The 26,497-nt window shown below is 67.2% G+C and carries 29 protein-coding genes, 1 rRNA gene and 4 pseudogenes; 19 read left to right on the top strand and 15 right to left on the bottom strand.

Annotation, left to right across the window (positions count from 1 at the left end; genetic code table 11):
• Window positions 1–14: 14 nt before the first annotated feature.
• Both AB0L60_RS32145 and glgB read left to right on the top strand, forming a co-directional pair.
• Window positions 15–2,018, top strand: coding sequence for an alpha-1,4-glucan--maltose-1-phosphate maltosyltransferase (locus tag AB0L60_RS32145; protein WP_364621668.1), 2,004 nt, complete (start codon window positions 15–17; stop codon window positions 2,016–2,018).
• Window positions 2,015–4,186 (top strand): 1,4-alpha-glucan branching protein GlgB, encoded by a 2,172-nt coding sequence (gene glgB / locus AB0L60_RS32140; protein WP_364621665.1) that lies wholly within the window; start codon window positions 2,015–2,017, stop codon window positions 4,184–4,186. Before AB0L60_RS32145 ends, glgB begins: the two co-directional genes overlap by 4 nt.
• A gap of 59 nt (window positions 4,187–4,245) precedes the next feature.
• Here glgB and AB0L60_RS32135 read toward each other — a convergent pair whose 3' ends face one another.
• Entirely contained in the window at window positions 4,246–4,866 is a 621-nt protein-coding gene (locus AB0L60_RS32135) for a TIGR03086 family metal-binding protein (protein ID WP_364621663.1), read from the bottom strand.
• Between the two features lie 156 nt (window positions 4,867–5,022).
• Between AB0L60_RS32135 and AB0L60_RS32130 the strand changes: the two genes are divergently transcribed.
• Window positions 5,023–5,397, top strand: a complete 375-nt coding sequence (locus tag AB0L60_RS32130) for a DUF4158 domain-containing protein (protein WP_364621661.1) — start codon at window positions 5,023–5,025, stop codon at window positions 5,395–5,397.
• Window positions 5,313–5,597 (top strand): annotated as a pseudogene (locus AB0L60_RS32125) (Tn3 family transposase); the annotation flags it as partial. The gene AB0L60_RS32130 and the pseudogene AB0L60_RS32125, both read left to right, overlap by 85 nt.
• Here AB0L60_RS32125 and AB0L60_RS32120 read toward each other — a convergent pair.
• Both AB0L60_RS32120 and AB0L60_RS32115 read right to left on the bottom strand, forming a co-directional pair.
• Window positions 5,571–5,882: a hypothetical protein gene (locus AB0L60_RS32120; protein WP_364621659.1), complete on the bottom strand. Its 312-nt coding sequence runs from the start codon at window positions 5,880–5,882 to the stop codon at window positions 5,571–5,573. The pseudogene AB0L60_RS32125 and the gene AB0L60_RS32120 overlap by 27 nt on opposite strands.
• Complete coding sequence (locus AB0L60_RS32115) at window positions 5,879–6,229, bottom strand: MerR family transcriptional regulator (RefSeq protein ID WP_364621657.1); 351 nt, start codon at window positions 6,227–6,229, stop codon at window positions 5,879–5,881. The genes AB0L60_RS32120 and AB0L60_RS32115 overlap by 4 nt, the downstream gene beginning before the upstream one ends.
• Before the next feature lie 146 nt (window positions 6,230–6,375).
• Between AB0L60_RS32115 and AB0L60_RS32110 the strand changes: the two genes are divergently transcribed.
• Window positions 6,376–6,798, top strand: coding sequence for an HSP20 family small heat-shock protein (locus AB0L60_RS32110; RefSeq protein ID WP_364621935.1), 423 nt, complete (start codon window positions 6,376–6,378; stop codon window positions 6,796–6,798).
• 657 nt (window positions 6,799–7,455) lie between these two features.
• On the opposite strand, the gene AB0L60_RS32105 is transcribed toward AB0L60_RS32110, so the two are convergent.
• Window positions 7,456–7,668 carry a hypothetical protein gene (locus AB0L60_RS32105; protein WP_364621655.1) on the bottom strand — a complete coding sequence of 71 codons (213 nt, stop codon included), beginning with the start codon at window positions 7,666–7,668 and terminating at the stop codon, window positions 7,456–7,458.
• Between the two features lie 46 nt (window positions 7,669–7,714).
• On the opposite strand from AB0L60_RS32105, the gene AB0L60_RS32100 reads away from it, so the two are divergent.
• On the top strand, window positions 7,715–8,098 hold the full coding sequence (locus AB0L60_RS32100) for a cold shock domain-containing protein (protein ID WP_364621652.1): 384 nt from the start codon (window positions 7,715–7,717) through the stop codon (window positions 8,096–8,098).
• A 121-nt stretch (window positions 8,099–8,219) separates the two neighbouring features.
• A complete protein-coding gene (locus AB0L60_RS32095) occupies window positions 8,220–8,492 on the top strand; it encodes a hypothetical protein (RefSeq protein WP_364621649.1) in 273 nt (90 codons plus the stop codon).
• Between the two features lie 421 nt (window positions 8,493–8,913).
• Here AB0L60_RS32095 and AB0L60_RS32090 read toward each other — a convergent pair whose 3' ends face one another.
• Window positions 8,914–9,444, bottom strand: a complete 531-nt coding sequence (locus AB0L60_RS32090) for a hypothetical protein (protein ID WP_364621646.1) — start codon at window positions 9,442–9,444, stop codon at window positions 8,914–8,916.
• Between the two features lie 271 nt (window positions 9,445–9,715).
• Window positions 9,716–9,811 (bottom strand): annotated as a pseudogene (locus tag AB0L60_RS32085) (zinc finger domain-containing protein); the annotation flags it as partial.
• 198 nt (window positions 9,812–10,009) lie between these two features.
• On the opposite strand from AB0L60_RS32085, the gene AB0L60_RS32080 reads away from it, so the two are divergent.
• Window positions 10,010–10,405, top strand: coding sequence for a hypothetical protein (locus tag AB0L60_RS32080; RefSeq protein ID WP_364621644.1), 396 nt, complete (start codon window positions 10,010–10,012; stop codon window positions 10,403–10,405).
• Window positions 10,406–10,907: 502 nt separating this feature from the next.
• On the opposite strand, the gene AB0L60_RS32075 is transcribed toward AB0L60_RS32080, so the two are convergent.
• Complete coding sequence (locus AB0L60_RS32075; protein WP_364621642.1) at window positions 10,908–12,047, bottom strand: serine hydrolase domain-containing protein; 1,140 nt, start codon at window positions 12,045–12,047, stop codon at window positions 10,908–10,910.
• Window positions 12,048–12,611: 564 nt separating this feature from the next.
• On the opposite strand from AB0L60_RS32075, the gene AB0L60_RS32070 reads away from it, so the two are divergent.
• From AB0L60_RS32070 to AB0L60_RS32060, 3 genes are all read left to right on the top strand, one after another.
• A complete protein-coding gene (locus AB0L60_RS32070; protein ID WP_364621639.1) occupies window positions 12,612–12,815 on the top strand; it encodes a hypothetical protein in 204 nt (67 codons plus the stop codon).
• A gap of 569 nt (window positions 12,816–13,384) precedes the next feature.
• On the top strand, window positions 13,385–13,789 hold the full coding sequence (locus tag AB0L60_RS32065; protein WP_364621636.1) for a hypothetical protein: 405 nt from the start codon (window positions 13,385–13,387) through the stop codon (window positions 13,787–13,789).
• 2 nt (window positions 13,790–13,791) lie between these two features.
• Window positions 13,792–13,941: a hypothetical protein gene (locus AB0L60_RS32060; protein WP_364621955.1), complete on the top strand. Its 150-nt coding sequence runs from the start codon at window positions 13,792–13,794 to the stop codon at window positions 13,939–13,941.
• Between the two features lie 351 nt (window positions 13,942–14,292).
• On the opposite strand, the gene AB0L60_RS32055 is transcribed toward AB0L60_RS32060, so the two are convergent.
• Entirely contained in the window at window positions 14,293–15,174 is an 882-nt protein-coding gene (locus tag AB0L60_RS32055; protein WP_364621633.1) for an alpha/beta hydrolase, read from the bottom strand.
• Between the two features lie 340 nt (window positions 15,175–15,514).
• Here AB0L60_RS32055 and AB0L60_RS32050 point away from each other — a divergent pair.
• The 6 genes and pseudogenes from AB0L60_RS32050 to AB0L60_RS32025 form a co-directional block, all read left to right on the top strand.
• Window positions 15,515–16,045: pseudogene (locus AB0L60_RS32050) on the top strand (recombinase family protein); the annotation flags it as partial.
• 354 nt (window positions 16,046–16,399) lie between these two features.
• Window positions 16,400–16,630 carry a hypothetical protein gene (locus AB0L60_RS32045; RefSeq protein ID WP_364621630.1) on the top strand — a complete coding sequence of 77 codons (231 nt, stop codon included), beginning with the start codon at window positions 16,400–16,402 and terminating at the stop codon, window positions 16,628–16,630.
• A 263-nt stretch (window positions 16,631–16,893) separates the two neighbouring features.
• Window positions 16,894–17,180 (top strand): annotated as a pseudogene (locus AB0L60_RS32040) (recombinase family protein); the annotation flags it as partial.
• Between the two features lie 107 nt (window positions 17,181–17,287).
• Window positions 17,288–17,512, top strand: coding sequence for a hypothetical protein (locus AB0L60_RS32035; protein WP_364621626.1), 225 nt, complete (start codon window positions 17,288–17,290; stop codon window positions 17,510–17,512).
• A gap of 464 nt (window positions 17,513–17,976) precedes the next feature.
• Complete coding sequence (locus AB0L60_RS32030; RefSeq protein WP_364621623.1) at window positions 17,977–18,342, top strand: MerR family transcriptional regulator; 366 nt, start codon at window positions 17,977–17,979, stop codon at window positions 18,340–18,342.
• Window positions 18,343–18,542: 200 nt separating this feature from the next.
• Window positions 18,543–19,904, top strand: a complete 1,362-nt coding sequence (locus tag AB0L60_RS32025; RefSeq protein ID WP_364621620.1) for a TrpB-like pyridoxal phosphate-dependent enzyme — start codon at window positions 18,543–18,545, stop codon at window positions 19,902–19,904.
• Window positions 19,905–19,975: 71 nt separating this feature from the next.
• Here AB0L60_RS32025 and AB0L60_RS32020 read toward each other — a convergent pair whose 3' ends face one another.
• From AB0L60_RS32020 to AB0L60_RS32010, 3 genes are all read right to left on the bottom strand, one after another.
• The gene (locus AB0L60_RS32020) at window positions 19,976–20,836 is read right to left on the bottom strand and encodes a tetratricopeptide repeat protein (protein ID WP_364621932.1); all 861 of its coding nucleotides are present in this window, start codon (window positions 20,834–20,836) and stop codon (window positions 19,976–19,978) included.
• Between the two features lie 58 nt (window positions 20,837–20,894).
• A complete protein-coding gene (locus tag AB0L60_RS32015; RefSeq protein ID WP_354850166.1) occupies window positions 20,895–21,266 on the bottom strand; it encodes a DUF3817 domain-containing protein in 372 nt (123 codons plus the stop codon).
• 138 nt (window positions 21,267–21,404) lie between these two features.
• On the bottom strand, window positions 21,405–22,589 hold the full coding sequence (locus AB0L60_RS32010; protein WP_364621616.1) for an acetyl-CoA C-acetyltransferase: 1,185 nt from the start codon (window positions 22,587–22,589) through the stop codon (window positions 21,405–21,407).
• Between the two features lie 113 nt (window positions 22,590–22,702).
• Here AB0L60_RS32010 and mce point away from each other — a divergent pair, with 113 nt between their 5' ends.
• Together mce and AB0L60_RS32000 are read left to right on the top strand one after the other, a co-directional pair.
• Window positions 22,703–23,173: a methylmalonyl-CoA epimerase gene (gene mce, locus AB0L60_RS32005; protein ID WP_354850160.1), complete on the top strand. Its 471-nt coding sequence runs from the start codon at window positions 22,703–22,705 to the stop codon at window positions 23,171–23,173.
• A gap of 86 nt (window positions 23,174–23,259) precedes the next feature.
• Complete coding sequence (locus AB0L60_RS32000) at window positions 23,260–24,231, top strand: hypothetical protein (RefSeq protein WP_364621612.1); 972 nt, start codon at window positions 23,260–23,262, stop codon at window positions 24,229–24,231.
• Window positions 24,232–24,508: 277 nt separating this feature from the next.
• On the opposite strand, the gene AB0L60_RS31995 is transcribed toward AB0L60_RS32000, so the two are convergent.
• The 4 genes from AB0L60_RS31995 to rrf form a co-directional block, all read right to left on the bottom strand.
• Window positions 24,509–24,814, bottom strand: coding sequence for an ATP/GTP-binding protein (locus AB0L60_RS31995; RefSeq protein WP_364621610.1), 306 nt, complete (start codon window positions 24,812–24,814; stop codon window positions 24,509–24,511).
• Window positions 24,815–24,824: 10 nt separating this feature from the next.
• Window positions 24,825–25,502: an endonuclease NucS gene (gene nucS, locus AB0L60_RS31990; RefSeq protein ID WP_364621607.1), complete on the bottom strand. Its 678-nt coding sequence runs from the start codon at window positions 25,500–25,502 to the stop codon at window positions 24,825–24,827.
• Between the two features lie 23 nt (window positions 25,503–25,525).
• The gene (locus AB0L60_RS31985) at window positions 25,526–26,248 is read right to left on the bottom strand and encodes a rhomboid-like protein (RefSeq protein ID WP_364621604.1); all 723 of its coding nucleotides are present in this window, start codon (window positions 26,246–26,248) and stop codon (window positions 25,526–25,528) included.
• 157 nt (window positions 26,249–26,405) lie between these two features.
• Window positions 26,406–26,497: ribosomal RNA gene (gene rrf, locus AB0L60_RS31980) — 5S ribosomal RNA — on the bottom strand; the annotation flags it as partial.

Here is a 26,497-nt window from a genome sequence, read left to right as displayed (position 1 = left end):
GTAAGTTCGAGGGCGTGACCGGCCGCATCGCCATCGATGACACCGCCCCCGTGATTCCCGGCGGCCGGCCGACCAAGGCCGTGGTCGGTGAGGTCGTCCCGGTGCGAGCGGTGGTCTGGCGCGAAGGCCACGAGGCGGTCGCCGCCACGCTGGCGGTGCAGGCCCCGGGTTCGACACGCACGCACCGCATTCGCATGAGCCCGGAGTACGAGCCGGACGTGTTCAACGCGGTGTTCACCCCGACCATGCCCGGGCGCTGGACCTTTCGGATCGAGGGCTGGAGCGATCCCCTCGCCACCTGGCGGTCCGGGGTCGAGGCCAAGCTCGCCGTCGGCCAGAGCGCCGTCGATCTGGCCAATGATCTGGAGACCGGGGCCCGGCTGCTGGAGCGGGCCGCGCTCGCGGTCCCGAAGCGGCAGTGGGAGATCCTGCGCGCCGCGGCCGCCGCGCTGCGCGGCGACGCGCAACTGCCCGCCCGGGTCGCCGCCGCCTTCGGCGCCGAGGTCGGCGAGATCCTGCGGGCAACACCGTTGCGGGAGTTCGTGACTCACGGACCATTGCACACCGTGCAGGTGGAGCGGCAGCGGGCGCTGGTCGGGGCGTGGTACGAATTCTTCCCGCGGTCGACCGGCGGCTGGGACGCCGAGGGCCGGCCCGTGCACGGCACCTTCGCCACCGCCGTCAAGGATCTGCCCCGCATCGCCGGCATGGGCTTCGACGTGGTGTACCTGCCGCCGATCCACCCCATCGGCACCGTGAATCGCAAGGGGCCCAACAACTCCCTGACCGCGGGACCCACGGATGTCGGCTCGCCGTGGGCCATCGGCTCGGCAGAGGGCGGGCACGACGCCATCCACCCGCTGCTGGGCACCGAGGCCGATTTCATCGACTTCGTCGCGGCCGCACGGGAATTGGGTATGGAGGTGGCGCTGGACCTGGCGCTGCAGTGCGCGCCCGACCATCCGTGGGTGGCGGCGCATCCGGAGTGGTTCACCACGCTGCCCGACGGCACCATCGCGTACGCGGAGAATCCGCCGAAGAAGTATCAGGACATCTATCCGCTCAATTTCGACGACGAGCCCGACGGGCTCTACGCCGAGGTGCTACGGGTGGTGCGGCATTGGATCGGCCTGGGCGTCACCGTGTTCCGGGTCGACAATCCGCACACCAAACCGGCGGACTTCTGGGAATGGCTGATCGCCGAGGTGCACCGGAAGAATCCGGAGATCATCTTCCTGTCGGAGGCATTCACCCGTCCCGCGCGCATGTACGGTCTGGCGCGGCGCGGATTCAGCCAGTCCTACACGTATTTCACCTGGCGCACCCACAAACACGACCTCGAGGAATTCGGCCGGGAATTGGCCGCCAAGGCCGATGAGGCCCGGGCCAACCTGTTCGTGAACACCCCCGACATCCTGCACGAGAGCCTGCAGTACGGCGGGCCCGGCATGTTCGCGATTCGCGCGGTGCTGGCCGCGACGCTCGGGGCCACCTGGGGCGTGTACTCGGGCTTCGAGCTGTACGAGCACCAGGCGGTGCAGCCGGGCAGCGAGGAGTACCTGGACTCCGAGAAATACCAGCTGCGGCCACGCCGCTTCGCCGAGGCGGCCGCACGCGGGGAATCCCTGGAGCCGTGGCTGACCCGGCTCAACGAGATCCGGCGCGCGCATCCCGCGCTACAGCAGGTGCGCTGCATCCACTTCCATTACGTGGACAACGACGCGCTGCTGGCGTTCTCGAAGTTCGACCCCACCACCGGCGACGCGGTGCTCGTGGTGGTGAACCTGAACCCGTTCGGCGCCGAGCAGGGCATGGTCTCGCTCGACCTGCCCGCCATCGGACGCGAATGGCACGACCGGCCGACGGTGTACGACGAGGTCACAGGCGAGGAATACCACTGGGGCCAGAGCAATTACGTGCGCCTGGACCCGGCCCGGGTGGCGGCCCACATTCTCGTGCTGCCGCCGGTGCCGGCCGCCGCGCGCACCGAGCTCGCCCATCGCCGATCGTTCCGATGAATCGGCGCGACCTTCTGCTGCTGGCGGCGGGCACGCACCCCGATCCGCACACGGTGCTGGGGGCGCATCCGCATCCCGGCGGGACCGTCATCCGGGTGCTGCGGCCGCACGCGGAGACGGTCGCGGCCCGGATCGGCGGCGTGGATCATCCGCTGGCACACCGCGAGCACGGCGTGTTCGAGGCCGTGGTGCCGTTCCCACAGCTGTGGGACTACCGCCTGGTCACCTCCTATCCCGGCGGGCGCACGGTGGTGGACGCGGACGGGTACCGCTTCCTGCCCACCCTCGGTGACGTCGATCTGCACCTGCTCGGCGAGGGCCGGCACGAGCGGCTCTGGGAGGTGCTGGGCGCGCACCCGAAGCGCTACCCCACCCTCGACGGCGAGGTGTCCGGCACGGCCTTCGCGGTGTGGGCACCCAATGCGCGGGGCGTGGCGGTGATCGGGGATTTCGACGGATGGAGCGGAAACACCGCCCCCATGCGGAAACTCGGCGATTCCGGGGTGTGGGAGCTGTTCCTGCCCGGCATCGAGGCCGGGGCGCTGTACAAGTACCGCGTGCGCGGGGCGGACGGACGCACCGTCGACCACGCCGATCCGATGGCCTACGCCACCGAGGTCCCGCCCGCGACCGCATCGGTCGTCACCGCGAGCGAATTCGCCTGGGGCGACGCCGAATGGCTGCGGGCGCGGGCCCTAACTGATCCGCTGCGCGCGCCGGTCAGCGTCTACGAGGTGCATCTGGGTTCGTGGCGGCCGGGGCTCGGGTATCGCGAGATCGCCGAGCAGCTGGCGGAATACGTGCTCGCCCAGGGCTTCACGCATGTCGAGCTGCTGCCGGTGGCCGAGCATCCCTTCGGCGGCTCCTGGGGTTACCAGGTCACCTCCTATTACGCGCCGACCGCCCGCTTCGGCTCCCCCGACGACTTCCGGTTCCTGGTGGATCACCTGCACCGCAGCGGAATCGGCGTCATCCTCGACTGGGTGCCCGCGCACTTCCCGCGGGACGAGTGGGCGCTGGCCAGATTCGACGGCACCGCCCTCTACGAGCACGCCGATCCGCGCCGCGGCGAGCAACTCGACTGGGGCACCTACGTTTTCAACTTCGGACGCCACGAGGTCCGCAACTTCCTGGTCGCCAACGCGCTGTACTGGATCGGGGAGTTCCACATCGACGGCCTGCGCGTGGACGCCGTGGCCTCGATGCTCTACCTGGACTACTCCCGCCCCGACTGGGAGCCGAACATCCACGGCGGCCGCGAGAATCTGGAGGCCGTCGCCTTCCTGCAGGAAATGAACGCGACCGTGCACAAGCACCATCCGGGCGTGCTGACGGTGGCCGAGGAGTCCACCACCTGGCCGGGGGTCACCCGCGCCACCGAGGTCGGCGGCCTGGGCTTCACCATGAAATGGAATATGGGCTGGATGCACGACACGCTCGGGTATCTCGCACACGACCCGGTGTACCGGACCTGGCACCACAACGAGGTCACCTTCTCGCTGACGTACGCCTGGAGCGAGAACTACGTGCTGCCCATCAGCCACGACGAGGTGGTCTACGGCAAGGGGACGCTGTGGACCCGGATGCCCGGCGACGATTTCACCAAGGCGAGCGGGGTCCGCGCGCTGCTGGCCTACATGTGGGCGCATCCGGGCAAACAGCTGTTGTTCATGGGCCAGGAATTCGGTCAGTTCCGGGAGTGGGACCACGATCGCGGACTGGATTGGCACGAGCTGGAAAACCCTCTGCACCAGGGCATTCAGCGGCTGGTCGGGGACCTCAACCGGCGGTATGCCGCCAATCCCGCACTGTGGAGCCAGGATACGTCGCCGGGCGGCTACTCCTGGATCGACGCCGACGACCGCGACAACAATGTGTTGTCGTTCCTGCGCTACGGCACCGACGGATCCATTCTCGCCTGCGTCTACAACTTCTCGGGCCGTCAGCTCGACGGCTATCGCATCGGATTGCCCGGGCCCGAACCGGATTCGTGGTACGAGGTACTGAACACCGATGCCATCGCCTATGGCGGCAGCGGCACGGGCAATGCCGACGCAATCGCCGCCGAGCCCGTGCCCTGGCACGGCCGCCCGGTGTCGGCCGCCCTGACCCTCGCGCCGAACAGCGCCCTCTGGTTGTCGAAGACGCCACCCGCCGGCACCGGGTAGGACGACCGGTTCCCCACTGGACGGGAGTGAGGAACCATCCACGGAAGGGCTCCCTCCGATCACTCCGGCCAGCCGGGCGCGCGGCCCAGCACAGCCAGGATCCGATCCAGCCCGGACGCCTCCGGCAGGGCGACCTCGGGCGCGAACGACGAGCCCGGCCGTTCCCGCTCGGGACCGCGCGGCACCGCCTCGGCCACCGGCAGCCCGGCGCTCAGCAGGTCCGCGTCGAATTCCACGGTCTGCCCGAGCGCCCGCGCCACATCCCAGGCGTGCACGATGTAGTCGATGAAGTGAAAGCTGATGGCCAGCGGCGCGGGAATCACGATGCCGTCGCGGACCTCCGGCAGTGGGAACTGCCGTTCCAGGACGCCCGGCTCGGCGAAGGTGGCCAGCACGTGCTCGGCCGCCGCCCGGTACTCACCGATCGGATCGTCGCCGAGCGGCTGCGGCTTCCACAGCGCGAGATCGCTCTCGCCGCGGGCGGCGGCCGCGAAACCGTAGTGCTGAACGATCATGTGCTCCAGCAGGTCTCGCAGTGTCCAGCCTGCGCAGGGCGTGGGTGCGTCCAGATCGGCGGGCGTCAGTCCCGCCACCACCTCGATGCTGGTGCGCACCGCGCGGGCATCCAGCGCGAGCAGTTCGGTTCCCGAGGCCAGCAATTCTTCGTATGTGCTTATCATACGCACTAGCTTACTAACTTCCGCACGATTGGGGGATTCCGGACTGGTAATCGCGCGGAAACCAACACATATGGCTGGACCAGCGACGATTGTGGTCGGTTCTGGCTGCGGGCGGGTGCGGTAGGTGCTTGGTTTGGCTGCCGATGAGGTTGGTCGGTGTGCTGGAGGTCGGGTTTCGTGGCGACGCAGGTGTTCGCGGCTGAGGAGTTGGTGAGCCTGCGGGAGTTTCCGGAGATCAGCCGTGAGGAGCTGTTCCGGTTCTTCACGCTGACTCCGGCCGATATTGCGTTTTTTGCGCCGGGGCGGGGTCGCGGTCCGGAGGATCAGCTCGGTCTGTCGGTGGCGTTGTGCACACTGCCGTGGCTGGGGTTCGTTCCGAACAAGGTCGCGGCCGCGCCGCCGGTGGTGGTAGCGCGGTTGGCGGATCAGCTGAAAGTCGATGTGTCGCAGATCAAGGAGCCATCCGCGCCCGTCACCTGGAAGCCCAGACCGAGCAGGCATGGTGTCTGCCCCTGGTCACGAACGCCCTAATCACCTGGACCACAGAGTATTACGGGCTCGTGGTCGAGCAGATGCGGCGGGCAGGACGGCGAGTCGACGACGATGTGCTGGCCCACATCTCACCAGCGCACAGCGAGAACATCAACTTCTTCGGCGCCATCGAGGTCGACATCGACGCCCTCGGGCCGACCGGTTACCGACCGCTACGGGTGCGCGACACCCTGTTCTGATCCCGATCCCGGCGGACGAGGTGACGTGGGGAGAGTATGTGGGCGCACGGGTTCGGGGAGTGCATGGGCATGAGCGAGATCCTGTGCCAGCGTTGCGATCTCGACGCGCAGGTCGGTGGCGATGGTCTCGGTGCAGGCGAGTGTGATCTGGTGCTGGCGCTGGATGTGTTCGAGCTGGCGCAGGGTGGCCAGGTCGCGGGCGATGTCGTGGAGCACCGGGCCGATCCGCTCGAGCACCGCGGTATCGGTGGCGTGCGGGCCGATCCGCCGGGGTGTGCCGGTCATGGCGTGTCGCGGAGCCGGTCGCGTTCGGCGGTGAGCGCGGCATTGGAGTGGCGTAGTGCGGTGTTGGTGTCTTCGAGGTCGAGGATGCGCGCGATGGCGGCGAGGTTGATCCCTTGGCCGGCCAGCGCGGCGATGCGCGCCAACCGGGCGAGATCGTCGTCGCTGTAGCGGCGGGTACCTCCCGCGCTGCGGGCCGGGGTGACCAGACCGTGCTGCTCGTACAGGCGCAGCGAATGCGCCCCCATCCCGGCCAGCTCGGCAGCCACCGAGATCCCGTACACCGCCTGCCCCGGGCCCGGCCGGTGATCACCACCCGGGCCGGGCAGGGGGTCGTGTCGATCCAGCATCCTGCTCCTCATTTCTCGATGCCATCAGATTACCTCAGCGCGCTGCTTGCACTCTCCTCGGTGGAGTGCTAAAACAAATCTCAGCCAGATGACAGAGGTTATCTGAGCACCACCGAGAGAGAATGGAGTGAGTGGAGGTGGCGACCATGCTGATGCGCACCGATCCGTTCCGGGATCTGGATCGCCTGACCCAGCAGATGTTCGGCACATCGGCCCGCCCAGCAGTCATGCCGATGGACGCCTGGCGCGAGGGCGACGACTTCTACGTCGAACTCGACCTGCCCGGCATTGACCCCGAATCCCTGGACCTGGACATCGAACGCAACGTGGTGACCGTCAAAGCGTCACGCCCGCAACTGGACCCGGACCGGTCGATGCTCGCCGCCGAACGCACCCGCGGCGTGTTCTCCCGCCAGCTGTTCCTCGGGGAGAACCTCGACACCGACGCCATCCGCGCCGACTACCGCGACGGCGTGCTGCGCCTGGTGATCCCGGTCGCGGAGAAGGCCAAACCCCGCAAGATCGAGATCACCCACCACACCGGCGAGCATCAGGCCATCAACGCCTGAGCCCGGCGCCATCACGGGAGGCCCTGTGATGATCCTCGTGACGAGATGCTCGACCGGTCCCGCACCGAGCGAGACCTCCGAAGAATTGTGGTGGCTGGATCCCCAGCTACTGGGCTTGGATCCTGATCTCGAGGGATTGTTCGCCGAGATCGACGACATCCTGCGCCGCGCCGTCGACCGCTGGGGCTGCCCGCCGCGCCGCGAACCCCGCACACCCCGGCCACGGCTGGGCCGCCGGTGGCCGACCACCCGGCACCATGGTCACCGGCCCGGCCCCGCGAAGGGTCGAGGACGCGGCCCGCCCACAGCACACCCGAGCCCGGCTCGGCGCGGTATTCGACGACCAGTGAGAGCGAGGTGATGCCTGTCAGACGCATCGACAAACAACGCAGATCACACGAAACGTTCTCCTACACAACTGTTCTCGCGACCAAGGGCCGACGACCGTGTCCGGGCCTGCGCACCGGCACCAGCACCTCACGGACACCCCTCGGTCCGGCGCGTGCACAGCGACGGCGAGTGGCACCCCGGCAGACAGGGCACGGATTCGTCGGCCCGCGCGAGAACACCTCACAGGGAAGTCCTGTTCAGATTCCTTCCGTCGACGGGTGAGCCCGGTCAGCTGTGGTTCTTCCGGGCTCACCCGGCCCTTTCGCTTCATCGACCACGATCGACAAACGAGGAGGGGAAAGCAATGGGCAGCACCGCGACCTTCGCCCCGGCAGGCAGCGACTTCGACCGCGCCGAACAGAACCTTCCCGTCGGCGACAGCGACGGCGAGGCCGGACTGGACCCGACGACACTGGCACCGCCGCGGAAATCGTGCGCGGCGCGCTCGAGCACGCCGGGATCACCGACCGTATCGACCAAGCTTGGATCACCCCACTGGACTGCGATGACGACTACGACCACGACAATGCCAACTGACAGCCAAATCCTCGCCACCTCCCGGCGCGAACCCCACACCCACGACGCGCAGCAGCTGCCGCGCTGGCAGCACGGCCACGTCGCCTGGTTCAACACCGAGAAGGGCTTCGGATTCCTGACACCCGACACCGGCCCCGCGGTGTTCGTCGACTACCAGGTGATCGACGTCCCCGGACTCAAAACCCTCACCGCCGGGCAACCGGTGGTGTTCACCGCCACCGACACCAGCCGCGGCCCCGAAGCCACCCGCGTCGTGCCCTACACCCGCACCACCAGCGTCCTGCCCACGCCCGCGGCGGCCACCGGCCGGCCGCACCCACGAACCCGACCCGATCGGCCGTATCGATCCCGCTGCCGCGCACGCGCCGCATGAACTCGACACCAGCGGGCGGTGGCCAGCCCGCCACCGCCCGCATGGACCACCCGCCCGTAACCGTACGAAACGCGACCACATCACAGCTGCTCCCCACCACAGCCCGACTCCGGTAATCGCCATGACTTCCACACACCCGCCCCAGGCCACCGGCCACCCGCGCCCTCGCGCCGCCGGGCACCGGATACCCGCCGCCGCAACCGATCCCGACGACTCCCGCGTGGTGTACTGGCCCGAACCCAGCCCCCTGCGTCCGTGGTGGGACACGATCATGCAGCCCGCCATGCCCGCCGATCCGGCCGCACCTCGATCCCCCGACCCCCGTCATCCTCACGCCCGCAACCCCTACCCACGCCGCACCCGACCCGCCGCAAGCGCAACTACCGGTCACTGACCCAACTGTCGGGTCGCCTGTAGCCGGGCAGTCCGAAATTGGGGTTGCCGAAAACCGGGCGGATGTGGCGTAGCCGCCTGCTGGGTACCGGTTTTCGCGCTCGGCATGTGCGTGGGGCTAGTTGGTGCTTGGCTGCCGATGATGATGTTGGTCGGCCGTGAGGACTGGCCGACGGTTGGTTTCTGGTTGTGCCCGTGGCGGTTTGGTGTGGTGGTGTCGTGCACCGGGTGCTGTGGAGTGTCAGCCGAGGGCTGTGGTCCACCGGCATCCTCCCGGAAAATCAACTCCCGTACGAAGGGGCGTTGAACGAGATGCGCTACCTGTGAACGGTCAACGCGGCGGTGCGCCGTGAAGGTGGACGCCCGCGTAGGTCGGGTCCGGACCCCGGGTCCGGACCCGACCAATGCCGAAACCCGTTCTCCTAGTGACTCGATCCTTGACTCGAGCCGCTGGTCAATGCGCCGAACAATCCGGAGAGCACGCTGCCACCCAGTGCGCTCGGCAGACCGTTGCTGGAGCCGGACGCGAAGCCGCTGGCCGATCCGGTCAGATATCCGCGACCTGGACCGGTGGTCGAGCCGGTAAAGCCGTCGGGCGCATCGTTGTTCAGTTCGTCGAGACCACAGGCGGCGAGTCCGCCGCCGGACCCACTGGTCAGAGCACTGAGAATCCCGGCCGCCAACCCGGCGGCGGATCCGGCCTGCGGTCCACCGGAGGATCCCCCGAGGAACCCGGTCGCGGACCCGGTAACCGACCCGGTCGCAGCCGATTCGGCCCAGCCGCTGAGGAAACTCTGCAGACAGGCCTGGCCCGGCGGCAGCGCCACATCGGTCGTCGCATCGACCGGTGTCGCGCTGGGATCCTCCACCGTGAGCGGTTCGGCGGTGGCGGGTCCGGCCCCGACAGCGAGGGCGAGGGCGAGGGAAGCGGTGATCAGAATGATGTATCGCATGGAAAATCTGCTCTCGTGTGATTCACATCGAAACGCCTACTGCTCGATTACCGTGCAGGACAGTCGATTTCGAGTACAAGCGATGAACCGTCCAGCGATCTCCTGGACGTGTGACCAATTTAGCCCCACCATCACAACTTCGCAGGGCGAATGTGAAACGGAGATGCGTACCTTTAGTGATTTCTGCGGCAAACGCCGCTCGGCGCCGAGGGCATCGAGCGATTCATGCTCGGCGTACCGGACCTGACGGGAGGAGGTTCGACAGGAGCAGTCAGGCGAGCTGACAGGTGGGGCACCAGAACAGGTTTCGGGCGTCGAGGACCGAGTGGAGGACGGTGCTGCCGCACAGGCGGCAGGGGTCGCCGGCGGCACGGGCCCGGGTCGCGGTGTGGGTGTGTAGGTGGCGCGTCAGGCTGCTGTCAGGTCGCTATCAGCGTGACTGGCGACAGTAGTCACATCGACACGGGCAACCCAGCCCGGCGGGCCACGAAAAGTCCACGCGGACAATCCAACCCGCTCGTCCACCGAGCCGCTTGGCGCACCACACCACCAGGAGTCCACGACCATGAGCACCATCACCCTCACCGACCAGGACAAGACCACCCTCCGCACCGCCGCCTACGGCGCCGTCGCCCTGGTCGCCGCGGCAGGAGCCACCGGCGGCTCGCCGCACAAGGCCGCCACCCGCGGCTCGGTCGCCTTGTGCTCGGCCACCGGCACGGTCGGGCACGTCCTGGCCGAGAAGAAACGTGACGTCAACGTCTACGGCAAGTCCGTGGCCGCCCTCGCCGACCAGGTACTGCCCGCGCTGAGCGCCTCGATGCACCTGCTGGGGCAGCAGGACCCGGCCGAGGCCACCAACTTCGCCACCACCGTGACGATCGCTATCGACGCCGCCGCCCAGCCCGGCCCTGCCACCGCCGAGATGACCCGCAAGATCACCGCCGCCCTCGCCGCCTGAGGCGAACAGCTACCCGGTCCGGTCGCAACGAAGGCCCGCAGATCGCTTCTGCGGGCCTTCCGCGTGTTCGGAAAACGATCAGCGGGTGATCTTCGACCAGCGTTCGTGAGCCGATTGGCGAGTGATGTTCGCGGACGTGACCGCCGACGATGCCGATCAGTCGGCCCTGACGGTTCGCTGCCTCAACCACCCGGGCACACACATCCGGTTCTCGGATCGGCAAATCCTCGGGGCTTACGAAACCACCGTAGTCGTCGAACGGCGCACGACAACCATCTACACCGTCAGAATCCCGAAACCACCTCTCGCGCCCAGCCCTCACGACCACCTCGCCGACGAGATCCCGAACCCGGGGTGTCCGAGCCGGAGGCGTCGCCCCGGAAACCACCTGGGGTCAGTCATCGGACCACAGACCTCCTTCCAGTCCGTCCCGGCTGCGCCGGGGATACGACAACGTGCCTCGTGGCGCACCGCGGTAATGCCGCCGATCGCGCTGTGCCGGTCATTGCGCCAAACCGCGGTAGACGGCGTCGCGCAGCTGCAGCGTGTAATCACTGAACATGCCCGCGGGTGTGGTGTTGCTCAGCGAGACCACGGTGATTTCGTGGGTGGAATCAATGAACCAGTTGTGTCCATAAGTACCCGCCCAGTTGAGAGTCCCCCTCGATTGAGGGCTTCCGTTCCGCACCGGATCATCAAGCACCGCCCAGCCAATACCGAAGCCGACGCCGGGACCAGTCGGGATCTTGTCCATGCCTGCTTGCACGGTCAGCATGCGACTCCACGATTCCGCGTCGAGTAGACGACCGGTGCGAACCGCTTCCAGGAAGGTCCACACCCCCGCCACGGTCCCCACCATGCCCGCGCCACCGGAGTGATATGACATCGGGTCGAGAATGCGCCCCGGAGCGACGCTGGTTCGGTCCGTACCTGCGACGATCACTGAGCCCTCATGCACCACCTGCGGTTTCGGGGAGGCATTGGTGTAGTAGGTAACCAGCCGCGCTGCGTCGGACACCACGAAACCCGTGTCGACTATGCCGAGCGGACCCGTGATGTATTCGGCCACGGACTCGCCCAGCCGCCGGTGAGTCACGGCTTCGATGACCCAGCCGACCACATCCATCCCGGTGGAGTACTCCCAACTGGTGCCGGGCGCGAAGCGCATCGGCACCTTAGCCAACCGGTTCGCCGCATCGGTTGAGTTCAGCCCCGGCACATCCATCCCGTTGCTCGCACCCGCGACGTGGAAAGCCGCGTAGTCCTCGGGAGACATTCCGTATGACAGCCCGGCTGTATGGGTGAGCAACTGCAGGACGGTGATGTCCGGACGGTTCCCATCCAACAGGGCTGGACGAAAATCGGGCAAGTATTCGCTGACCGGTGCCGCCAGGTCGAGTTGCCCGGCCTCAGCGAGCTGCATGGCCAGCACCGACACAAACGGTTTCGTAATCGAGGCCAGCAGGAAGATCGCATCATCGGGGAGTGGCCGGCCAGTGTTTCGATCCGCCAACCCAGCGCTACGGCGATACAGGAGCTTGCCGCCCACGCTGACCATGACACTGACACCGACCAGCCGTTGTTCGACAACGGCCCGCTCGACGACCGCATCTACTTCTGCCGCCATCAGATGTGCTGCCACAACTACTCCTAGAAGTTCCTCGTCTGCAACAGAGCTTGTCTGTTTGCGAACCCAGGAACCGCCCGGCCGCTCGCAGAAGAAGCCCGCAAGAAGTAGTCGCTGCGTGCCACCGTACAGGTGCTCTGGCTTCGCTTCCACCACATCACCCGCGTCGAGGCAGCCACGATGCTCGCAGCGCCTGTGATCGCAGTAGTGGTGTAACTGAACGGGATCCGGCGCTAAGGATTCGGGATCTGACGTGGCCGGGGCGGACCGCTTGGTTTGATTCGCAAATCGTGAGCGTGGTTGGGCGCTGCTGGTTTCATGTGCGGCTGTGCGTGGTGAGGACGCTGTGGGGTATGGGCGGTTCGGCGTGTTGTCCCGAATCGAATTGGAGCGCTTTCCATCTCGATGACGAGGATCGCAAGTTGATCGCGGCCCGGCGCCGGGATCCGAACCGGCTGGGGTTCGCGCTCCGACTGGTCAACGCTGTCGATCGCCTACGCCGAAAACAGACCCGTCGTCAGCGGTTTCGATCCTGTGTGGCATGCACCGCCACCCTCACGTCGAAAACATTGGCGCGGAATGACACTACTTCCGGATGGAATCGACCGGGCGGTGTACCGGTTGGCGCTGAGTATGACGCGCGCGCAGGACATTGCCGGAACCCTCCGCGTCGGTGACATCGAGATCACTCCCTGCTGGCTGGGTACGGTATCGAGATTGCCGATGAAATCCTCAGTCGGCCAGGCGTTTCCGATGCATGGGCATGCCATCGAGATCATCTGAATCCGGATGGGAGCATTGCACTTCCGGTCGGCGGCTTCCTGGTGCGAAGCGGCGACCAGGTTAGGCTGGTCGATGCGGGCGTCGGCCATAGAACGACGGGAAATGCGCAGGCGGCGGACTGCTGGATGCCATGCGCTCCCACGGTATCTCGCCCGAGCCGGATGAAGCGGAACCTCCTGGCAGCACGGAAATGGCCAGTTACCGTGTGCGCCAAGAGGTTCCGTCATGTCGTTCTGCCCTTGCGTCGCTGCTGCCGTCCTCGGTGCCGCCGAGAAAGCTGCCTGTGTGTGGCCTGCTTGCTCGGGCATGGCGCCCGCCAGCCGGTGCGGAAGCGCGCCGCAACACCTGCGATACCAGCGACGCTCAGTGGCGGGTTATCACCGCCCAGCTGCCGTGGCCAGCCTGGCTCGACGGTCCCGCCGTGCCCGGCAGCGCTCCTCGGAAGACCCCAGAATTTGGCAGAATCGGACCGGATATCACAAGTCGTCGGCGGCGGCCCGAACTTGCCGACCAGCAGCCGACAATATGCACGCGTCGAGCCAGACGCGGCGGACAGCCCGGAGATGTCGATGGATCGAGTCCCGGCGGACCGAGTCGGCTACGAAGGCGACGGTCTCCACTACCTGGACGGCGTGCCTTTCACCGGGGTCGCGTTCACGGAGAAGGGCGGCGTCGTCGGGTCCGAGGCGACCTACCGGGAGGGTCTGCGATGGGGGCCGACGAAGGAGTGGTACCCGTCGGGACAGCCCATGGTGGACTCGACGTTCGTACGGGGTGCGCTGCATGGACGGGCTCGTGAGTGGCACAGGAACGGGCAGCTCGCGGAGGACGGCGAGTACGAGTACGGCATTGCGCTGTGGGCCAAGCAGTGGGATGAGAACGGTGTCCTCGAGGACAGCCACACGCTGACGGAATCCGACTCGGACCATCAGACGCTGCTGCACTTCCGGGCGCTCTACGGCAGAGCGTCGTGACTGTGACGGGGCTGCCACTCCTTTCCAACGAGACAACCACCAGCGCTGCGATCACCCATACCGCCCACCACAAACGCCCCGTGATCGCCAACGTCGCCGTGGCCCGTGAACTCGCCGGCTGGTGCTGGTCACTGGCGGTCCTCGACACCTGACCGATCACCACCAGACCGCGGCCGAGCGGCGAAACCCGGACCGGCGTGCGGGACGACCCGCGATCGCTCTATGGGCAGCAACGCTTTTCGCGTCGCGACGCCCGACCCTAGACAAGCGGCACCGTCCCATCGAACAGTCGTCCTGTGGTAACCAACCCACGCATATCAGTCTGACCACGCCGTCGCCAGCCACGACACGGCCCGAACAGACCACTCGACCGCACACGAAAGCGGTCCCGGCGGCCGACGACGCTACCGGGACCGCTTTCACCTGCCACTTGACAAAACAGCCCACATATCAGCCCGGTCGACCCGTGCGCGCGCCCCGCGCTGCGCTGCGGACGTACCGGATCAGCTGGTGTGTTCCACCACCGCATCGATCAGCCTGCACCAAAGCTCGCGTGGGCGGTCGTGGCCCATGTCGGGGATCAGCAGGAGCTCGGCGCCGGGCACCAGGTCCGCGGTGCGTTTCCCGCCGCTCGGGTCGATCAGCGTGTCGTCCAGGCCGTGGATCACCAGCGTTGGCATCAGGAGTTCGCGAAGTGCGTCCGCGCGTGAACCGCTGAGGATCATCGCACCGAGCTGTCGGCCGATCCCCGCGGGGTAGTAGGCGCGGTCGTAGCTGTCGGCGGCCAGCTCGCGCAACACCGCGGTGTCGCCGTATCGCTTGGAGGCCCACACCAGTTCCTTCTCCGCTGCCGCGACGTACCCCTCGCGGTCTGCGGGCTTCGAACCGAACAGCACCGCCTGGGCCTCCGGGCTGGGCTGGCCGTATTCGCTCTCGCCTGTCGAGGACATCATCGACGTCAAGGTCAGCACCCGCTCAGGGCAGGACAGGGCCATCATCTGGGCGATCATTCCTCCCATCGAGGCGCCGACCACGTGGGCTCGTTCGATACCGAGCGCAGTCAGCAAGCCAAGGCCATCGCCGGCCATATCGAGAAGCCGGTAGGGAACCATCGCGAGGGCGCCGGGAATGTCGCCCGAGCTCACGGCGGCAATGAACGTGCCCAGGTCGACGGGGTAATCGTCGAACTTGGTGGACAGCCCGCAGTCACGGTTGTCGTATCGGATCACGTAACGGCCGCGATCTGCCAGCGCCCGGCAGAAGTCCTCGTGCCAGGCGAGCATCTGCGCGCCAAAACCCATCACGAGCAGGACAGCGGGATCCCCAGGGTCGCCGAAGCTCTCGTACGCGATGGACACCTCGGGAGACACGTCAACGATCGACATACACGGAGCCTGCCATGGCCGACCATGGAGCGCACCCAGAATATCGGCGCGTGACCTGTACACGATCGATGGTCAGCCGGGTGACGGTGGCGCTGAGCGGTGCGGTCGAAGAATCGCTGCGATCGGTACCGGTGACCAGTTGTGCCGATTGATGCCCATGTTCTGGCTGTCGGCGGGTGCGACGGTGGTGAGCAGTTGGAGTCCCGGCAGAAGCGGCCCGGAAAACAACGAAGTTCGCCTGACCGGCACATTCGTCGCGCACGCAGGCAGGTTGCCGGGTTCGGCGGTGTTCCGTTAAGACCTTCGACCGCCGGAACATCGCCACCGATACCTATATTCGCTGGTCACAGTTTCCGGCGGCGACCAGAACACCGAACGGCAACTCGACGGGATCCGCGTCGACAAGACCTTCACCGACAAGGCCTCCGGAAAAGACCGCGAACGCCCGCAACTGACCGCCTTGCTGGACTACGTCCGCGATGGCGACACCGTGGTCGTGCACTCCATGGACCGGCTCGCCCGCAGTCTCTACGACCTGCGCCAGCTGGTACGCGGGCTGACCGAGGACGGGATCAAGGTCGAGTTCGTCAAAGAGGGCCTCACCTTCACCGGCGAGGACACCCCGATGGCCAACCTGCTGCTGAACATGATGGGCACGGTCGCCGAATTCGAACGCGCCCTCATCCTCGAACGCCAACGCGAAGGCATCGCCAAAGCCAAAGCCCGCGGTGTCTACAAAGGCCGCAAACCCGCCCTCACCACCGAACAGGCCCATACCCTGCGCACCCGCGCCGCGGCCGGCGAGCCGAAAGCCACGCTGGCCAGGGAATTCGGAGTCCACCGCGACACCGTCTACAGCTACCTCAACACCCCGCTGGCCCTCCCCGAGGATCACCGACCAATGCCCGACATCGCGGTATCGGACCGGATACTCCTGGGATCTATCCGAGGTTGGTTTCAGGCCAAAACGGCACCGTTTCTCATGTCGTGCGATTCGTTTTCGAGGGGTCGAATCGGCTGTAGCGCAGGATGTCCGGCCATGGCCGACGAGTTATCCAACGCCTTCCTCGTGATGTGCTGCTACGGAGTGGTTTTCACCTTCTCAATAGCGAATCCGGGCTGGTAGCACTCGGCTTGGCTGCCGAGGCCGGCCTGCTCTACTGTTGTCGAACTCGGGCCCTCCGAGTCCTCACAACCCCCCTGAGCCCTCACAGCAAGGAAGCCCATGATCAAGATTGCCACCGCCGTTGTCTCCGGCCTGCTCACGGTCGGTGCCGCTGCCACCCTCGGAATCGGTGTCGCCCAGGCCGACCCCGGCGGTGACTACATCGGCAACTACGCCACCCAGGCCGCATGCGAGGCCGACGGCCAGGACCCGAGCACCGGCGGAACCCACTACGTCTGCGAGCAGCAGCCCGACGGCAGCTTCGACCTGTACACCGGCGTCCTTGCCTGAGCCAGGCCATCCATAGCCCCCGAAAACAACGGTCCCCCAGCCCCATTCCCAGGCGGGCAGCCGATTGCGCACGCGAGCGGTTCCAGTCCTCATGGGCCTCGGCGGGGGGCTCGGGGGTCGAGGGACAGATCCGCGAAAAGTCGCGCTAACCGGTTTGGCTATCAATCCAGCGTGCTGCCACGGATGAATTCCGGAGTCGCCCGCGCGGGCGACGCGCGACGGAAACACCTGGCAGCCCACCTCTGCGGGATCCGGCTCTAAGGATGTTGCCGCAGATAATGCGGCGCCTGCCCATTTCTACCGTCGATCAGAACACCGCCCGCCAGGAGGACCTCGACGTCGAGAAGACCTCCTCGACAAAGCCTCCGGCAAGGACACAGCCCGCCCGAAACTCGACGAGCTGATCGGGTTCGTCCGCGAGGGCGACACCGTGCGTGTGCACTCGATGGACCGCCTCGCCCGCAACCTCGACGACCTGCGCCGGCTCGTGCGCGCCCTCACCGGCAAGGGCGTGCGCGTGGAGTTCGTCAAGGAGAACCTGACCTTCACAGCCCCGAATGTCGGCCGCCGAGCACGCCTACGACCTGCCCCAGCGCGTCCACGAACTCAGCCGCCGCGCCGGTGCGGAAGTCCGCGCTGAGATCGCCCGCGCCATCCATGAACGATTCCTCGGACGCCCCGGCGTGGACCGTGCCGTCTACGCCAGGCCGCGGCCCCGAGGACTGCCTGATCGAGGAACTCACCGAAAACCCTGCCATGCAAGCTGTCCCGGCTCTCGCCGCTGCGCCGGAGCGCCTCGATGAGGACGGCGTCACCGACGACTTCCGCGCCGGCGTCGCGTTCGTGATCGCCCTGCTCGCCGATCCGGCCTTCGGTTACTGACCGCCGAAGCCAACCGCGCCCCGGCCGCAACGTCCGCTGGCTGATCGGCAGTGCCCGGAAAAATTCTGTAGTGGAAGCTCTAGACATTCCGTATGTGGCTGTGTAATTTCACTGTCGTTCAAGTGAGAGATCGAGTGACTGGGCAGGTGAACTGCCTGGTATGCGGTACCCCCGCCCCCTCCGGGGCAGGCGAGAATCCGGCTGGCCCTCTGGCTGCTGGACCGCCGCCGGAGGGGCGGGGCACAGCAAGGCAACGTTTTTCGCAGGCAGGACCCGAACGTATGGAGGTGGTGGCCACTGAGTAGTCGACAACCCTGTTCCGCGACCCGAGACGTCTCGGGTGTGGTGTACGCCATCGGCCTGTGGAGGCCGATGAACAGTTCGACCCTTTCATTCATGTAGACCCCAGGCCCCGGCGCACCCGCGCCGGGGCCTCCCGTCGTTTCACAACCCCGAGAGGTGCTGTGCAGCAACCAGATACGACTCCCACCGGCGGCGCGGGTGGGACAGACAGACTCGATGACGAAGATTTCCCCGCCTACAGCATGGGCCGCGCGGCGGAGATCCTCGGCGTCACCCAGGCGTTCTTGCGCACCCTCGACGCCGCACGCCTTTTGACCCCGCAACGCTCGGCGGGCGGACATCGCCGCTACTCGCGCTATCAGCTGCGCATCGCCGCGCGCGTGCGCGGGCTGATCGACGCCGGCAATTCCCTGGAAGGGGCGTGCCGAATCGTGATCCTCGAAGACCAGCTCGCCGAGGCCCAAGCCCTCAACGCCACCCTGCAACACGCCCTCGACGAGCACGAAACACACGATCCGGGGCACTGATCGAGACTCCTTCACCCGGGCAGGGACTGGTGGAGCCGCCGCCTGGCGCCTGCGCGGGTGACACCAGCAGCGCGGGTGACACCAGCAGAATGCATACAGCCCAGGCCCCGCTCGACAGAGACAATCCGGCGAATTCCACACCAACGGGTCCGCTGCGAGAGCAGTCTGGACAGACAGCCGTTTCGAGCCGGGAGGGTTCCGTGGACGAGCGCACCAAGATCACGCTGGACGAATCCGAGATCCCGAGGCGTTGGTACAACGTCATCCCGGACCTGCCCGCACCACCTCCGCCCCCACTGCACCCCGGCACCGGACAGCCGGTCGGGCCCGAGGATCTGGCCCCGCTGTTCCCGATGGAGCTCATCCGGCAGGAGGTGAGCGGCGACCGCTACCTCGACATTCCGGACGAGGTCATCGACGTCTACCGGCTCTGGCGGCCGACGCCCCTGTTCCGGGCACGACGGCTGGAGCAGGCGCTCGGCACCCCGGCCCGGATCTACTACAAGTACGAGGGCGTCTCCCCCGCCGGCTCACACAAGCCGAATACCGCTGTGCCGCAGGCGTTCTACAACGCGGCCGAGGGCACCCGGCGACTGACCACCGAGACCGGCGCGGGCCAGTGGGGCAGCGCCCTCGCCTTCGCCTGTGCGCAGTACGGCATCGACTGCGAGGTGTGGATGGTGCGCGCCTCCTACGACCAGAAACCGCACCGGCGCACGCTCATGCAGACCTGGGGCGCGACCGTGCACGCCAGCCCCTCGCCGATCACCGCCGCGGGCGCGAAAATCCTTGCCGACCATCCGGATTCACCCGGCAGCCTGGGCATCGCCATCAGCGAGGCGGTGGAGGTGGCCGCGGCCGATCCGGCAACCCGCTACGCGCTGGGCAGCGTGCTCAATCATGTACTCCTGCACCAGACCGTCATCGGGGAGGAGGCGCTGAAACAGTTCGCCGCGGCGGGTGAACGCCCGCCCGATCTGATCATCGGCTGCACCGGCGGCGGCTCCAACTTCGCGGGACTGTTCCTGCCCTTCCTGCGCGAAAAGCTCGCGGGCCGAGCCGATCCGGTGATCCGGGCGGTCGAGCCCGCCGCGTGCCCATCGTTCACGCGTGGCATCTACGCCTACGACTTCGGCGACACCGCCGGCTTCACCCCACTGATGAAGATGCACACCCTGGGCCACGACTTCATCCCCGATCCGGTGCATGCGGGCGGGCTGCGATATCACGGCATGTCGCCGCTGCTGTCGCACATGTACGAGCTCGGATTGTTCGAGGCGGTGGCGAAGCAGCAGCGCGAATGCTTCGCCGCGGCGGTCACTTTCGCGAAGGCCGAGGGCATTCTTCCGGCCCCCGAGCCCTCCCACGCGCTGGCGGCCGTCATCGAAGAGGCCAAGCGCTGCAGCGAATCCGGTGAAGAGAAGGTCCTGCTGACCGCCCTGTGCGGCCACGGCCACTTCGACATGACCGCCTACGAGCGCTATCTCGCGGGCGAAATCCCCGACTTCGAACTCCCCCAGTCCCGTATCGACGCCGCTCTCGTCGGCCTCCCCACCGTCTGAACAAGATCAGGGAGCCCTCTCTGCGGGTTTCGTCCGAATCCCCGCGGTGAGAGCGCCCTGATCTCCAGTCATCAGTACAGGGCGGCGGCGAGCTTGCGGCGGGCGGCGACCACGATGGGCTCGGCGGGGTCGAAGAGCTCGAAGAGCTCGAGCAGGTGGGTGCGGACCTTGGTGCGGTCGTCGCCGGCGGTGCGCTTGACCTGGGCAACGAGGCGGTCGAAGGCGGCCTCCGGCTGCTGGTTGAACATCTCCAGGTCGGCCGCGGCGATGGCGGCGTCCAGATCGGCCGGGTCGGCGTCGGACTTGGCGACGGCGGCGGGGTCGAGATCCTGTACGCGGGAAAGGAATTGGACCTGACGCAGGGCGGCCTTGGCCTCGGCGTTGTTCGGCTCGGCGGCCAGGATGGCCTCGTACGCGGCGATCGCATTGTCGAATTCGCCGCGCTCCAAGGCCTCTTCGGCGGCGACGAAGCGGGGATCCTCGGGAGCCTCGGACTCGGCCGCGGCGGCCTCGGCGCCGACGCCGGGAAGCTTGCCGCGTACGGCGTCCACCACGGCGGCGATCCACTGGGTCACCTGCTCCTCCGGCTGATTGCCGGTGAAGTCGGCGAGCGGCTGGCCCGCGGCCACGGCGACCACGGTCGGAATGCCCTGCACGCCGAAGGCCTGCGCGATGCGCATATTGGCCTCGGCCTCGACGGTGGCCAGATCCCAGTCACCACCGCTCTGGCCGACCAGCTGCTCCAGCAGCTTCACCAGCTCGATGCTCCCCGGGCTGCGCTGCGAGTACAGCGCCACCACCACCGGCACCTGAGTGGAGCGCCGTAGCACTCGATCTTCGAAATTGGCCTCGGTGACGGCATGGTCGCCCGGGACATCTCCCGCGGCGGCGGCCGGCTGCTTGAGAGCGGACAGGTCCACCGCGCCCGACATGGCGGCGGCTGCGGCGGCGGAGGGACGGCGTGCAGGTCGAGTCACGACATCCAGTTTGTCACGACCGTGCGGCGGCGGGTGCCGCGGCTTGGCTCAGTTCACCCAGCTGACCGGAGTTGATCGCCCACCGCTCGAAGAACACGGACGTGAACGGGACCACCGACGACAGCAGCGCCAGACCCGTGGTCTTGCCCGGCCATTCGAACTCGCGCGAGGCCAGCAGGCAGTTGATGGCGTAGGCCAGGAACACGATGCCGTGCAGCATGCCGAACACCATCACCGGCCACTTGATCGGCTGATCGGCGATCCCCAGCGCATCCGCGCGCTTCAGGGCCGAGCCGATGAACAGCAGCACCCACGAGGGCACCTCGAGCAGGCCGAAGAAACGCACGCGCTTAGCGACCGTGGACAGGTCGAACAGATCACCCATGGCAACCATTCTGCCCGATGCCTACGACGCCCTGTAGTGGACCTGGTCACATCTGGGACGGGCGCGCTGGATTCCTGGTATGAGAACCGGATCAGCCCCGGCTCACGAGCCGGGGCTGATCCTCATGAGCAGTTGTCCCTACTTCACACGGACGATGAGGGCGTCGCCCTGGCCGCCGCCACCGCAGAGCGCGGCCGCGCCGACGCCACCGCCGCGGCGCTGCAGCTCGAGCGCCAGGTGCAGCACGATACGGGCGCCGGACATGCCGAGCGGGTGGCCGATGGAGATGGCGCCGCCATTGACATTGACCTTCTCCGGGTCGATGCCGAGCTTGCGGGTGGAGGCGATGCCGACCGCCGCGAACGCCTCGTTGATCTCGACCAGATCCAACTCGGCGGGCGAAATGCCTTCCTTGGCACAGGCTTTGGCGATGGCGTTGGCGGGCTGGTCCTGCAGGGTGGAGTCGGGGCCGGCCACGACGCCGGCCGCGCCGATCTCGGCGATCCAGCTCAGGCCCAGCTCCTCGGCCTTGGCCTTGGACATGACGATCACCGCGGCCGCGCCGTCGGAGATCTGGGAGGCGGAACCGGCGGTGATGGTGCCGTCCTTGCGGAAGGCCGGACGCAGCTTGCCCAGCGATTCGGCCGTGGTGTCGGCGCGGATGCCCTCGTCCTCGGCGAACTGGATCGGGTCGCCCTTGCGCTGCGGGATCGAGACCGGGGTGACCTCGTCGGCGAAGAGGCCGTTCTTCCAGGCGGCGGCGGCCTTCTGGTGCGAGGCGGCGGCGAAGGCGTCCTGCTCCTCGCGGCTGATCGCGTCGGCGTCGTTGCGCTGCTCGGTGAGCGCGCCCATGGCCTGATCGGTGAAGATGTCGTGCAGGCCGTCGTAGGCCATGCTGTCGCGCAGGTTGACGTCGCCGTACTTGTAGCCCTCGCGGCTCTTCTCCAGCAGGTGCGGGGCGTTGGTCATGGACTCCTGGCCGCCGGCCACCACGATCTCGTACTCGCCGGCCCGAATCAGCTGGTCCGCCAGCGCAATTGCATTGATACCGGACAGGCACACCTTGTTGACGGTGAGCGCCGGGACATCCATCGGAATACCGGCGGCGACCGCGGCCTGCCGGGCCGGGATCTGGCCCGCGCCCGCGGTGAGCACCTGGCCCATGATCACGTAGTCGACCTGCTCGGGCGCCACCCCGCCCTTCTCCAGCGCCGCCCTGATGGCGAACCCGCCCAGGTCGGAGCCGCTGAAGCCCTTCAGCGATCCGAGCAGCCGGCCCACCGGGGTGCGCGCGCCGGAGACGATGACGGAGGTGGTGGTCACGATGAGCCTCGCTTACGTCGTTTGGTGACTGCTCCGCCAACCATCGGAGCCGTACTCAAAGGTAACGTGCGGCGCTCCGGCATCCTTCCGAGGGGCGCGCTACCGTCACTGGTGTGAGCAACACAGAGAACACCGGATTCATCCCGTCGGAATACGTCACCGCCGTCGATCATGTCGGAATCGCTGTGCCAGATCTCGATTCGGCGGTGGCCTGGTACCGGGACAATCTCGGCATGGTGGAGACGCATCGCGAGATCAACGAGGCGCAGGGCGTGCACGAGGCCATGCTGTCCGTGCCCGGCACTCCGGCCGGCTCGGTCGCTCTGCAGTTGCTGGCTCCGCTCAACGAGGAGTCGACGATCGCGAAGTTCATCGACCGAAACGGGCCTGGCCTGCAGCAGCTCGCGTATCGTGTCACCGATGTCGAGGCTGTTTCCGCGCAACTGCGGGAACGTGGCTTGCGTTTGCTGTACGCAGAGCCGCGCGGCGGCACCGCTGGTTCCCGCATCAATTTCATCCACCCGAAGGATGCTGGCGGTGTGCTGGTGGAACTCGTCGAACCGGCGGCGAAAACTACCCACTAGTACCGCGTTCCGCCCTCCTAAAGAGGGCGTAACAACATTCGCGGTCGGGTCACCATTGGGTGTCGTCAGGCTGTAGTTTGTGGGTCATGTCGTCCACTGAGCCCGATCGTAATCGCTTCGTCGCGCTGCCCTTTACCGTTGTGCGGAAGGGCTATGACCGTGACGAGGTGCGTAACTACTTCGACCGTTTCGATGCCGAGCTGAGGGTCACCGCCACCGACCGCGATGCCGCCGCAGCCCAGGCCCGCAACCTGGCGGCCCAGCTCGAGGATGCCCGGGACGAGATCGACGAGCTCCGTAAGGAGGTCGACCGGCTCTCGGTGCCGCCGACCACCGCCGAAGGCATGTCCGATCGCATCTCCCGCATGCTGCGTCTGGCCTCGGATGAGGCCTCCGAGGTCCGCGCCCAGGCGCAGGCCGAGGCCGCCGAGATGATCTCGATTGCCGAGCAGCAGGCCACCGAAATGCGTGGGAAGTACGAATCGCTCCTCTCCGAGACCAAGGAGAAGCGCGAAGCGCTCGAAATCGAGTTCGAGCAGACTCTCGCGAACGCCCGCTCCGAGTCCGCCAAGATCGTCGAAGCCGCCAATGCCGAGGCAGACCGCCTCACCAAGGAGTCCGAGGCCAAGCGCAAGGCCACGCAGCAGGACTTCGAGGTCACCATGGCGGAGCGGCGCACCAAGCTGACCCGCGCCATGGAGGAGCTGGAAGCCACCTCGCGCGCCGAGGCCGCCCAGCGCATCAAGGAAGCCACCGACGAGGCCAACCGCCTCATCACCTCGGCGACCAACACCGCGGATCGAAAGATCGCGCACGCCAAGGAACTTGCCGAGGAGATGCGTGTGCTCCGCGGCCGCGTCCTGGCCCAGCTGCTCGGTATCCGCGGCCAGCTCGACTCGGTCCCGGCCATGCTCGCCGCCGTCAACCGCGAGAGCGAACTGCTCGACGGCGCCCCGGAACAGCGCTCCATCCAGAAGGGCGGCCGCAAGGCCATCGCCGACGCTCGCGACGAGGACGAGATCGTCGACGAGCGCGAGAACGCTGACGTCTCCAGCTAATTCACCGACCGGGCGACAACCCGCATCCGTTCGAAGGCCGCTTCTCCTCCGGGGGAAGCGGCCTTCCCTATGCAAACCCGCTGGAGCCGTTGACGATCAGGACCCGCGCGGGCTCCACGGTCACTGGCCGACATCGTCACCGGGCTACCGCCCATCGGCTTGCCGTGGTCCGTAACCGCGACCGTCACCGACGATTGCGGGCAGGGCAGGAGCCGCGATACCGCAACCGCCCCGAACGCACTCAGCGCCAGCACGATTCGTTTGTGCCGCCCGGGGATCAGGACCAGCGGCGGGTGATGGTGCGGGTGTTGCGGCCGTTCCAGCAGCCGGTATGCCAGTGGCGGCGATCGTCTTCGCCACCGTGGACTGCCCAGGCGACGATGTGCGGTGTGCCCGGTGGGATGACGTGGTCGCAGCCGGGGCACCGGTAGGGCTTGGTGGCGCGGGTGCCGGGGACCGTGCGGACGATGAAGGTCTCGTCGGTCCCGGGACCATGCTCGGTGCGGCCGAAGACGTCGCCCAGGGGGCGCGGGTCCGAGTGGGATCGCGCCGAGTCCTTGGGGCGGGGTTTCCGGCGGGGCATGGTATCGAGGTTAGAACAGCCGGAACTCGCTGGAGTCGGTGCTGCGCAGGGCATCGTAATCCAGTGTGAGGCAGCGGATGCCGCGGTCGGCGGCCAGGGTCTTGGCCTGCGGCTTGATCTGCTGGGCGGCGAAGACGCCCGCGACGGGAGCCAGCAGCGGGTCGCGGTTGAGGAGTTCGAGGTAGCGGGTGAGCTGTTCGACGCCGTCGATCTCACCGCGGCGTTTGATCTCCACCGCCACCGTCGCGCCGTCGGCGTCACGGCACAGGATGTCGACCGGGCCGATGGCGGTCATGTACTCGCGGCGGATCAAGGTGTAACCGGGGCCGAGGGTTTCGATGTGCTCGGCGAGCAACTCCTGCAGGTGCGCCTCGACGCCGTCCTTCACCAGCCCGGGATCGACGCCCAGCTCGTGCTTGGAATCCAGCTCGATGTCCTCGACGGTGATGCGCAGTTCCTCGCCGGCCTTGTTGGACACCACCCACAGTTGGGTTGTCTCGGAATCGGTTTCCCGTTCCTCCAGCCAGCACGGCGGACTCATCCAGTTGAGAGGCTTGTAGGAGCCGCCATCGGAATGGACCAGCACCGAACCGTCGGCCTTCATCATGAGCAGACGACGGGCCATGGGCAGATGGGCGGTCAGACGGCCAACGTAATCGACCTGGCAACGAGCAATCACAAGGCGCACCGGTCGAGTCTAGTGACCGGGCATCAGCCCAGCAGCATCAGGCAGGCGAAAACGGAACCGGCCGCCAGCAACAGGTACTCCGGCACGTTCAGCGGCCGCACCGCCCCGCCCTGTCGGCGGATCGTCAACCGCCCGATGCCCAGACCCAGGCACAGCGCCAGAAAGTGACCCACATTGGTGAAGGTGTGCCAGAGCACCACCCCGCCCAGCGCGAACGCCAGCCAGGTACTCGCCCACACCCACCGGCGATGCGGCGGCAGCACCGCCACCAGCGCACCCACCACGGCCATCGCGCCATAGCTGACGCCGACATCCTCGACCATCGCGATACTGCCCGGCACCAGTTGCGACTGCACCGCCACCCACAGCCCCACCGCCACCAGCACGGTCGCGCCCACATGGCCGACGAAGAAGGTGTGCACCAGCTTCAGGGTCCCGAAGCGCCGCTCCGCCAGAGCGAGCAGGCAGGCCAGCATCGGCACGATCAGGAACACCGTCGCCGCGCCCTCACCCACCAGGAAGGCGCTCGAGAACAGCGTGCCGAGGCGGCCCTCGGTCAGATTGTTCAGGTTCGTGCTGGCATGCAACACGATTCGCGACTCCCGCGGCGCGCTGACCATGGTCAGGGCCACGGCGCCCAGCAGCAGCAGACCCACATAGCTGTAGGTGGCGGGCAGCCACAGAGCAGCCCAGCGGAACCGGCGGGCCTGGTCGGCCGGCCGTTGTGGCGCGAGCTGGTGAATCATGCTGTCGATCATTGTCTTCCCGGCCCCATTTGAACTGATTGTCCGCTGGGAGCCTGCTGTGTATCCATACCCTATCCATATGTACCCGGGATACACGCAGGTACCCCCGGATACACAGAAGGCCCCCAGCATGAGCTGGGGGCCTTCGCGAAGAATGTTCCGGCGGTGTCCTACTCTCCCACACCCTGTCGAGTGCAGTACCATCGGCGCAGGTGGCCTTAGCTTCCGGGTTCGGAATGGGACCGGGCG

Source organism: Nocardia sp. NPDC051981 (genome assembly GCF_040680715.1).
GTDB lineage: Bacteria > Actinomycetota > Actinomycetes > Mycobacteriales > Mycobacteriaceae > Nocardia.
The sequence above is the reverse complement of the archived record's forward strand: the minus strand, read 5'-3'. Positions and strand labels throughout refer to the sequence as shown.

Excerpts from the sequence above, each read along its gene's own strand:
- AB0L60_RS32000 (WP_364621612.1), top strand. The coding sequence starts at position 23,260 with ATGTCGTCCACTGAGCCCGATCGTAATCGCTTCGTCGCGCTGCCCTTT.
- AB0L60_RS32055 (WP_364621633.1), bottom strand. The coding sequence starts at position 15,174 with ATGTCGATCGTTGACGTGTCTCCCGAGGTGTCCATCGCGTACGAGAGC.
- AB0L60_RS32090 (WP_364621646.1), bottom strand. The coding sequence starts at position 9,444 with ATGCGATACATCATTCTGATCACCGCTTCCCTCGCCCTCGCCCTCGCT.
- AB0L60_RS32020 (WP_364621932.1), bottom strand. The coding sequence starts at position 20,836 with ATGTCGGGCGCGGTGGACCTGTCCGCTCTCAAGCAGCCGGCCGCCGCC.
- AB0L60_RS32035 (WP_364621626.1), top strand. The coding sequence starts at position 17,288 with ATGAACGATTCCTCGGACGCCCCGGCGTGGACCGTGCCGTCTACGCCA.
- AB0L60_RS32110 (WP_364621935.1), top strand. The coding sequence starts at position 6,376 with ATGCTGATGCGCACCGATCCGTTCCGGGATCTGGATCGCCTGACCCAG.
- AB0L60_RS32070 (WP_364621639.1), top strand. The coding sequence starts at position 12,612 with ATGACACTACTTCCGGATGGAATCGACCGGGCGGTGTACCGGTTGGCG.
- AB0L60_RS32135 (WP_364621663.1), bottom strand. The coding sequence starts at position 4,866 with ATGATAAGCACATACGAAGAATTGCTGGCCTCGGGAACCGAACTGCTC.
- AB0L60_RS32095 (WP_364621649.1), top strand. The coding sequence starts at position 8,220 with ATGACTTCCACACACCCGCCCCAGGCCACCGGCCACCCGCGCCCTCGC.
- AB0L60_RS31995 (WP_364621610.1), bottom strand. The coding sequence starts at position 24,814 with ATGCCCCGCCGGAAACCCCGCCCCAAGGACTCGGCGCGATCCCACTCG.
- AB0L60_RS31985 (WP_364621604.1), bottom strand. The coding sequence starts at position 26,248 with ATGATTCACCAGCTCGCGCCACAACGGCCGGCCGACCAGGCCCGCCGG.
- AB0L60_RS32100 (WP_364621652.1), top strand. The coding sequence starts at position 7,715 with ATGCCAACTGACAGCCAAATCCTCGCCACCTCCCGGCGCGAACCCCAC.
- AB0L60_RS32080 (WP_364621644.1), top strand. The coding sequence starts at position 10,010 with ATGAGCACCATCACCCTCACCGACCAGGACAAGACCACCCTCCGCACC.
- AB0L60_RS32120 (WP_364621659.1), bottom strand. The coding sequence starts at position 5,882 with ATGACCGGCACACCCCGGCGGATCGGCCCGCACGCCACCGATACCGCG.
- AB0L60_RS32065 (WP_364621636.1), top strand. The coding sequence starts at position 13,385 with ATGGATCGAGTCCCGGCGGACCGAGTCGGCTACGAAGGCGACGGTCTC.
- AB0L60_RS32115 (WP_364621657.1), bottom strand. The coding sequence starts at position 6,229 with ATGCTGGATCGACACGACCCCCTGCCCGGCCCGGGTGGTGATCACCGG.
- glgB (WP_364621665.1), top strand. The coding sequence starts at position 2,015 with ATGAATCGGCGCGACCTTCTGCTGCTGGCGGCGGGCACGCACCCCGAT.
- AB0L60_RS32015 (WP_354850166.1), bottom strand. The coding sequence starts at position 21,266 with ATGGGTGATCTGTTCGACCTGTCCACGGTCGCTAAGCGCGTGCGTTTC.
- AB0L60_RS32045 (WP_364621630.1), top strand. The coding sequence starts at position 16,400 with ATGATCAAGATTGCCACCGCCGTTGTCTCCGGCCTGCTCACGGTCGGT.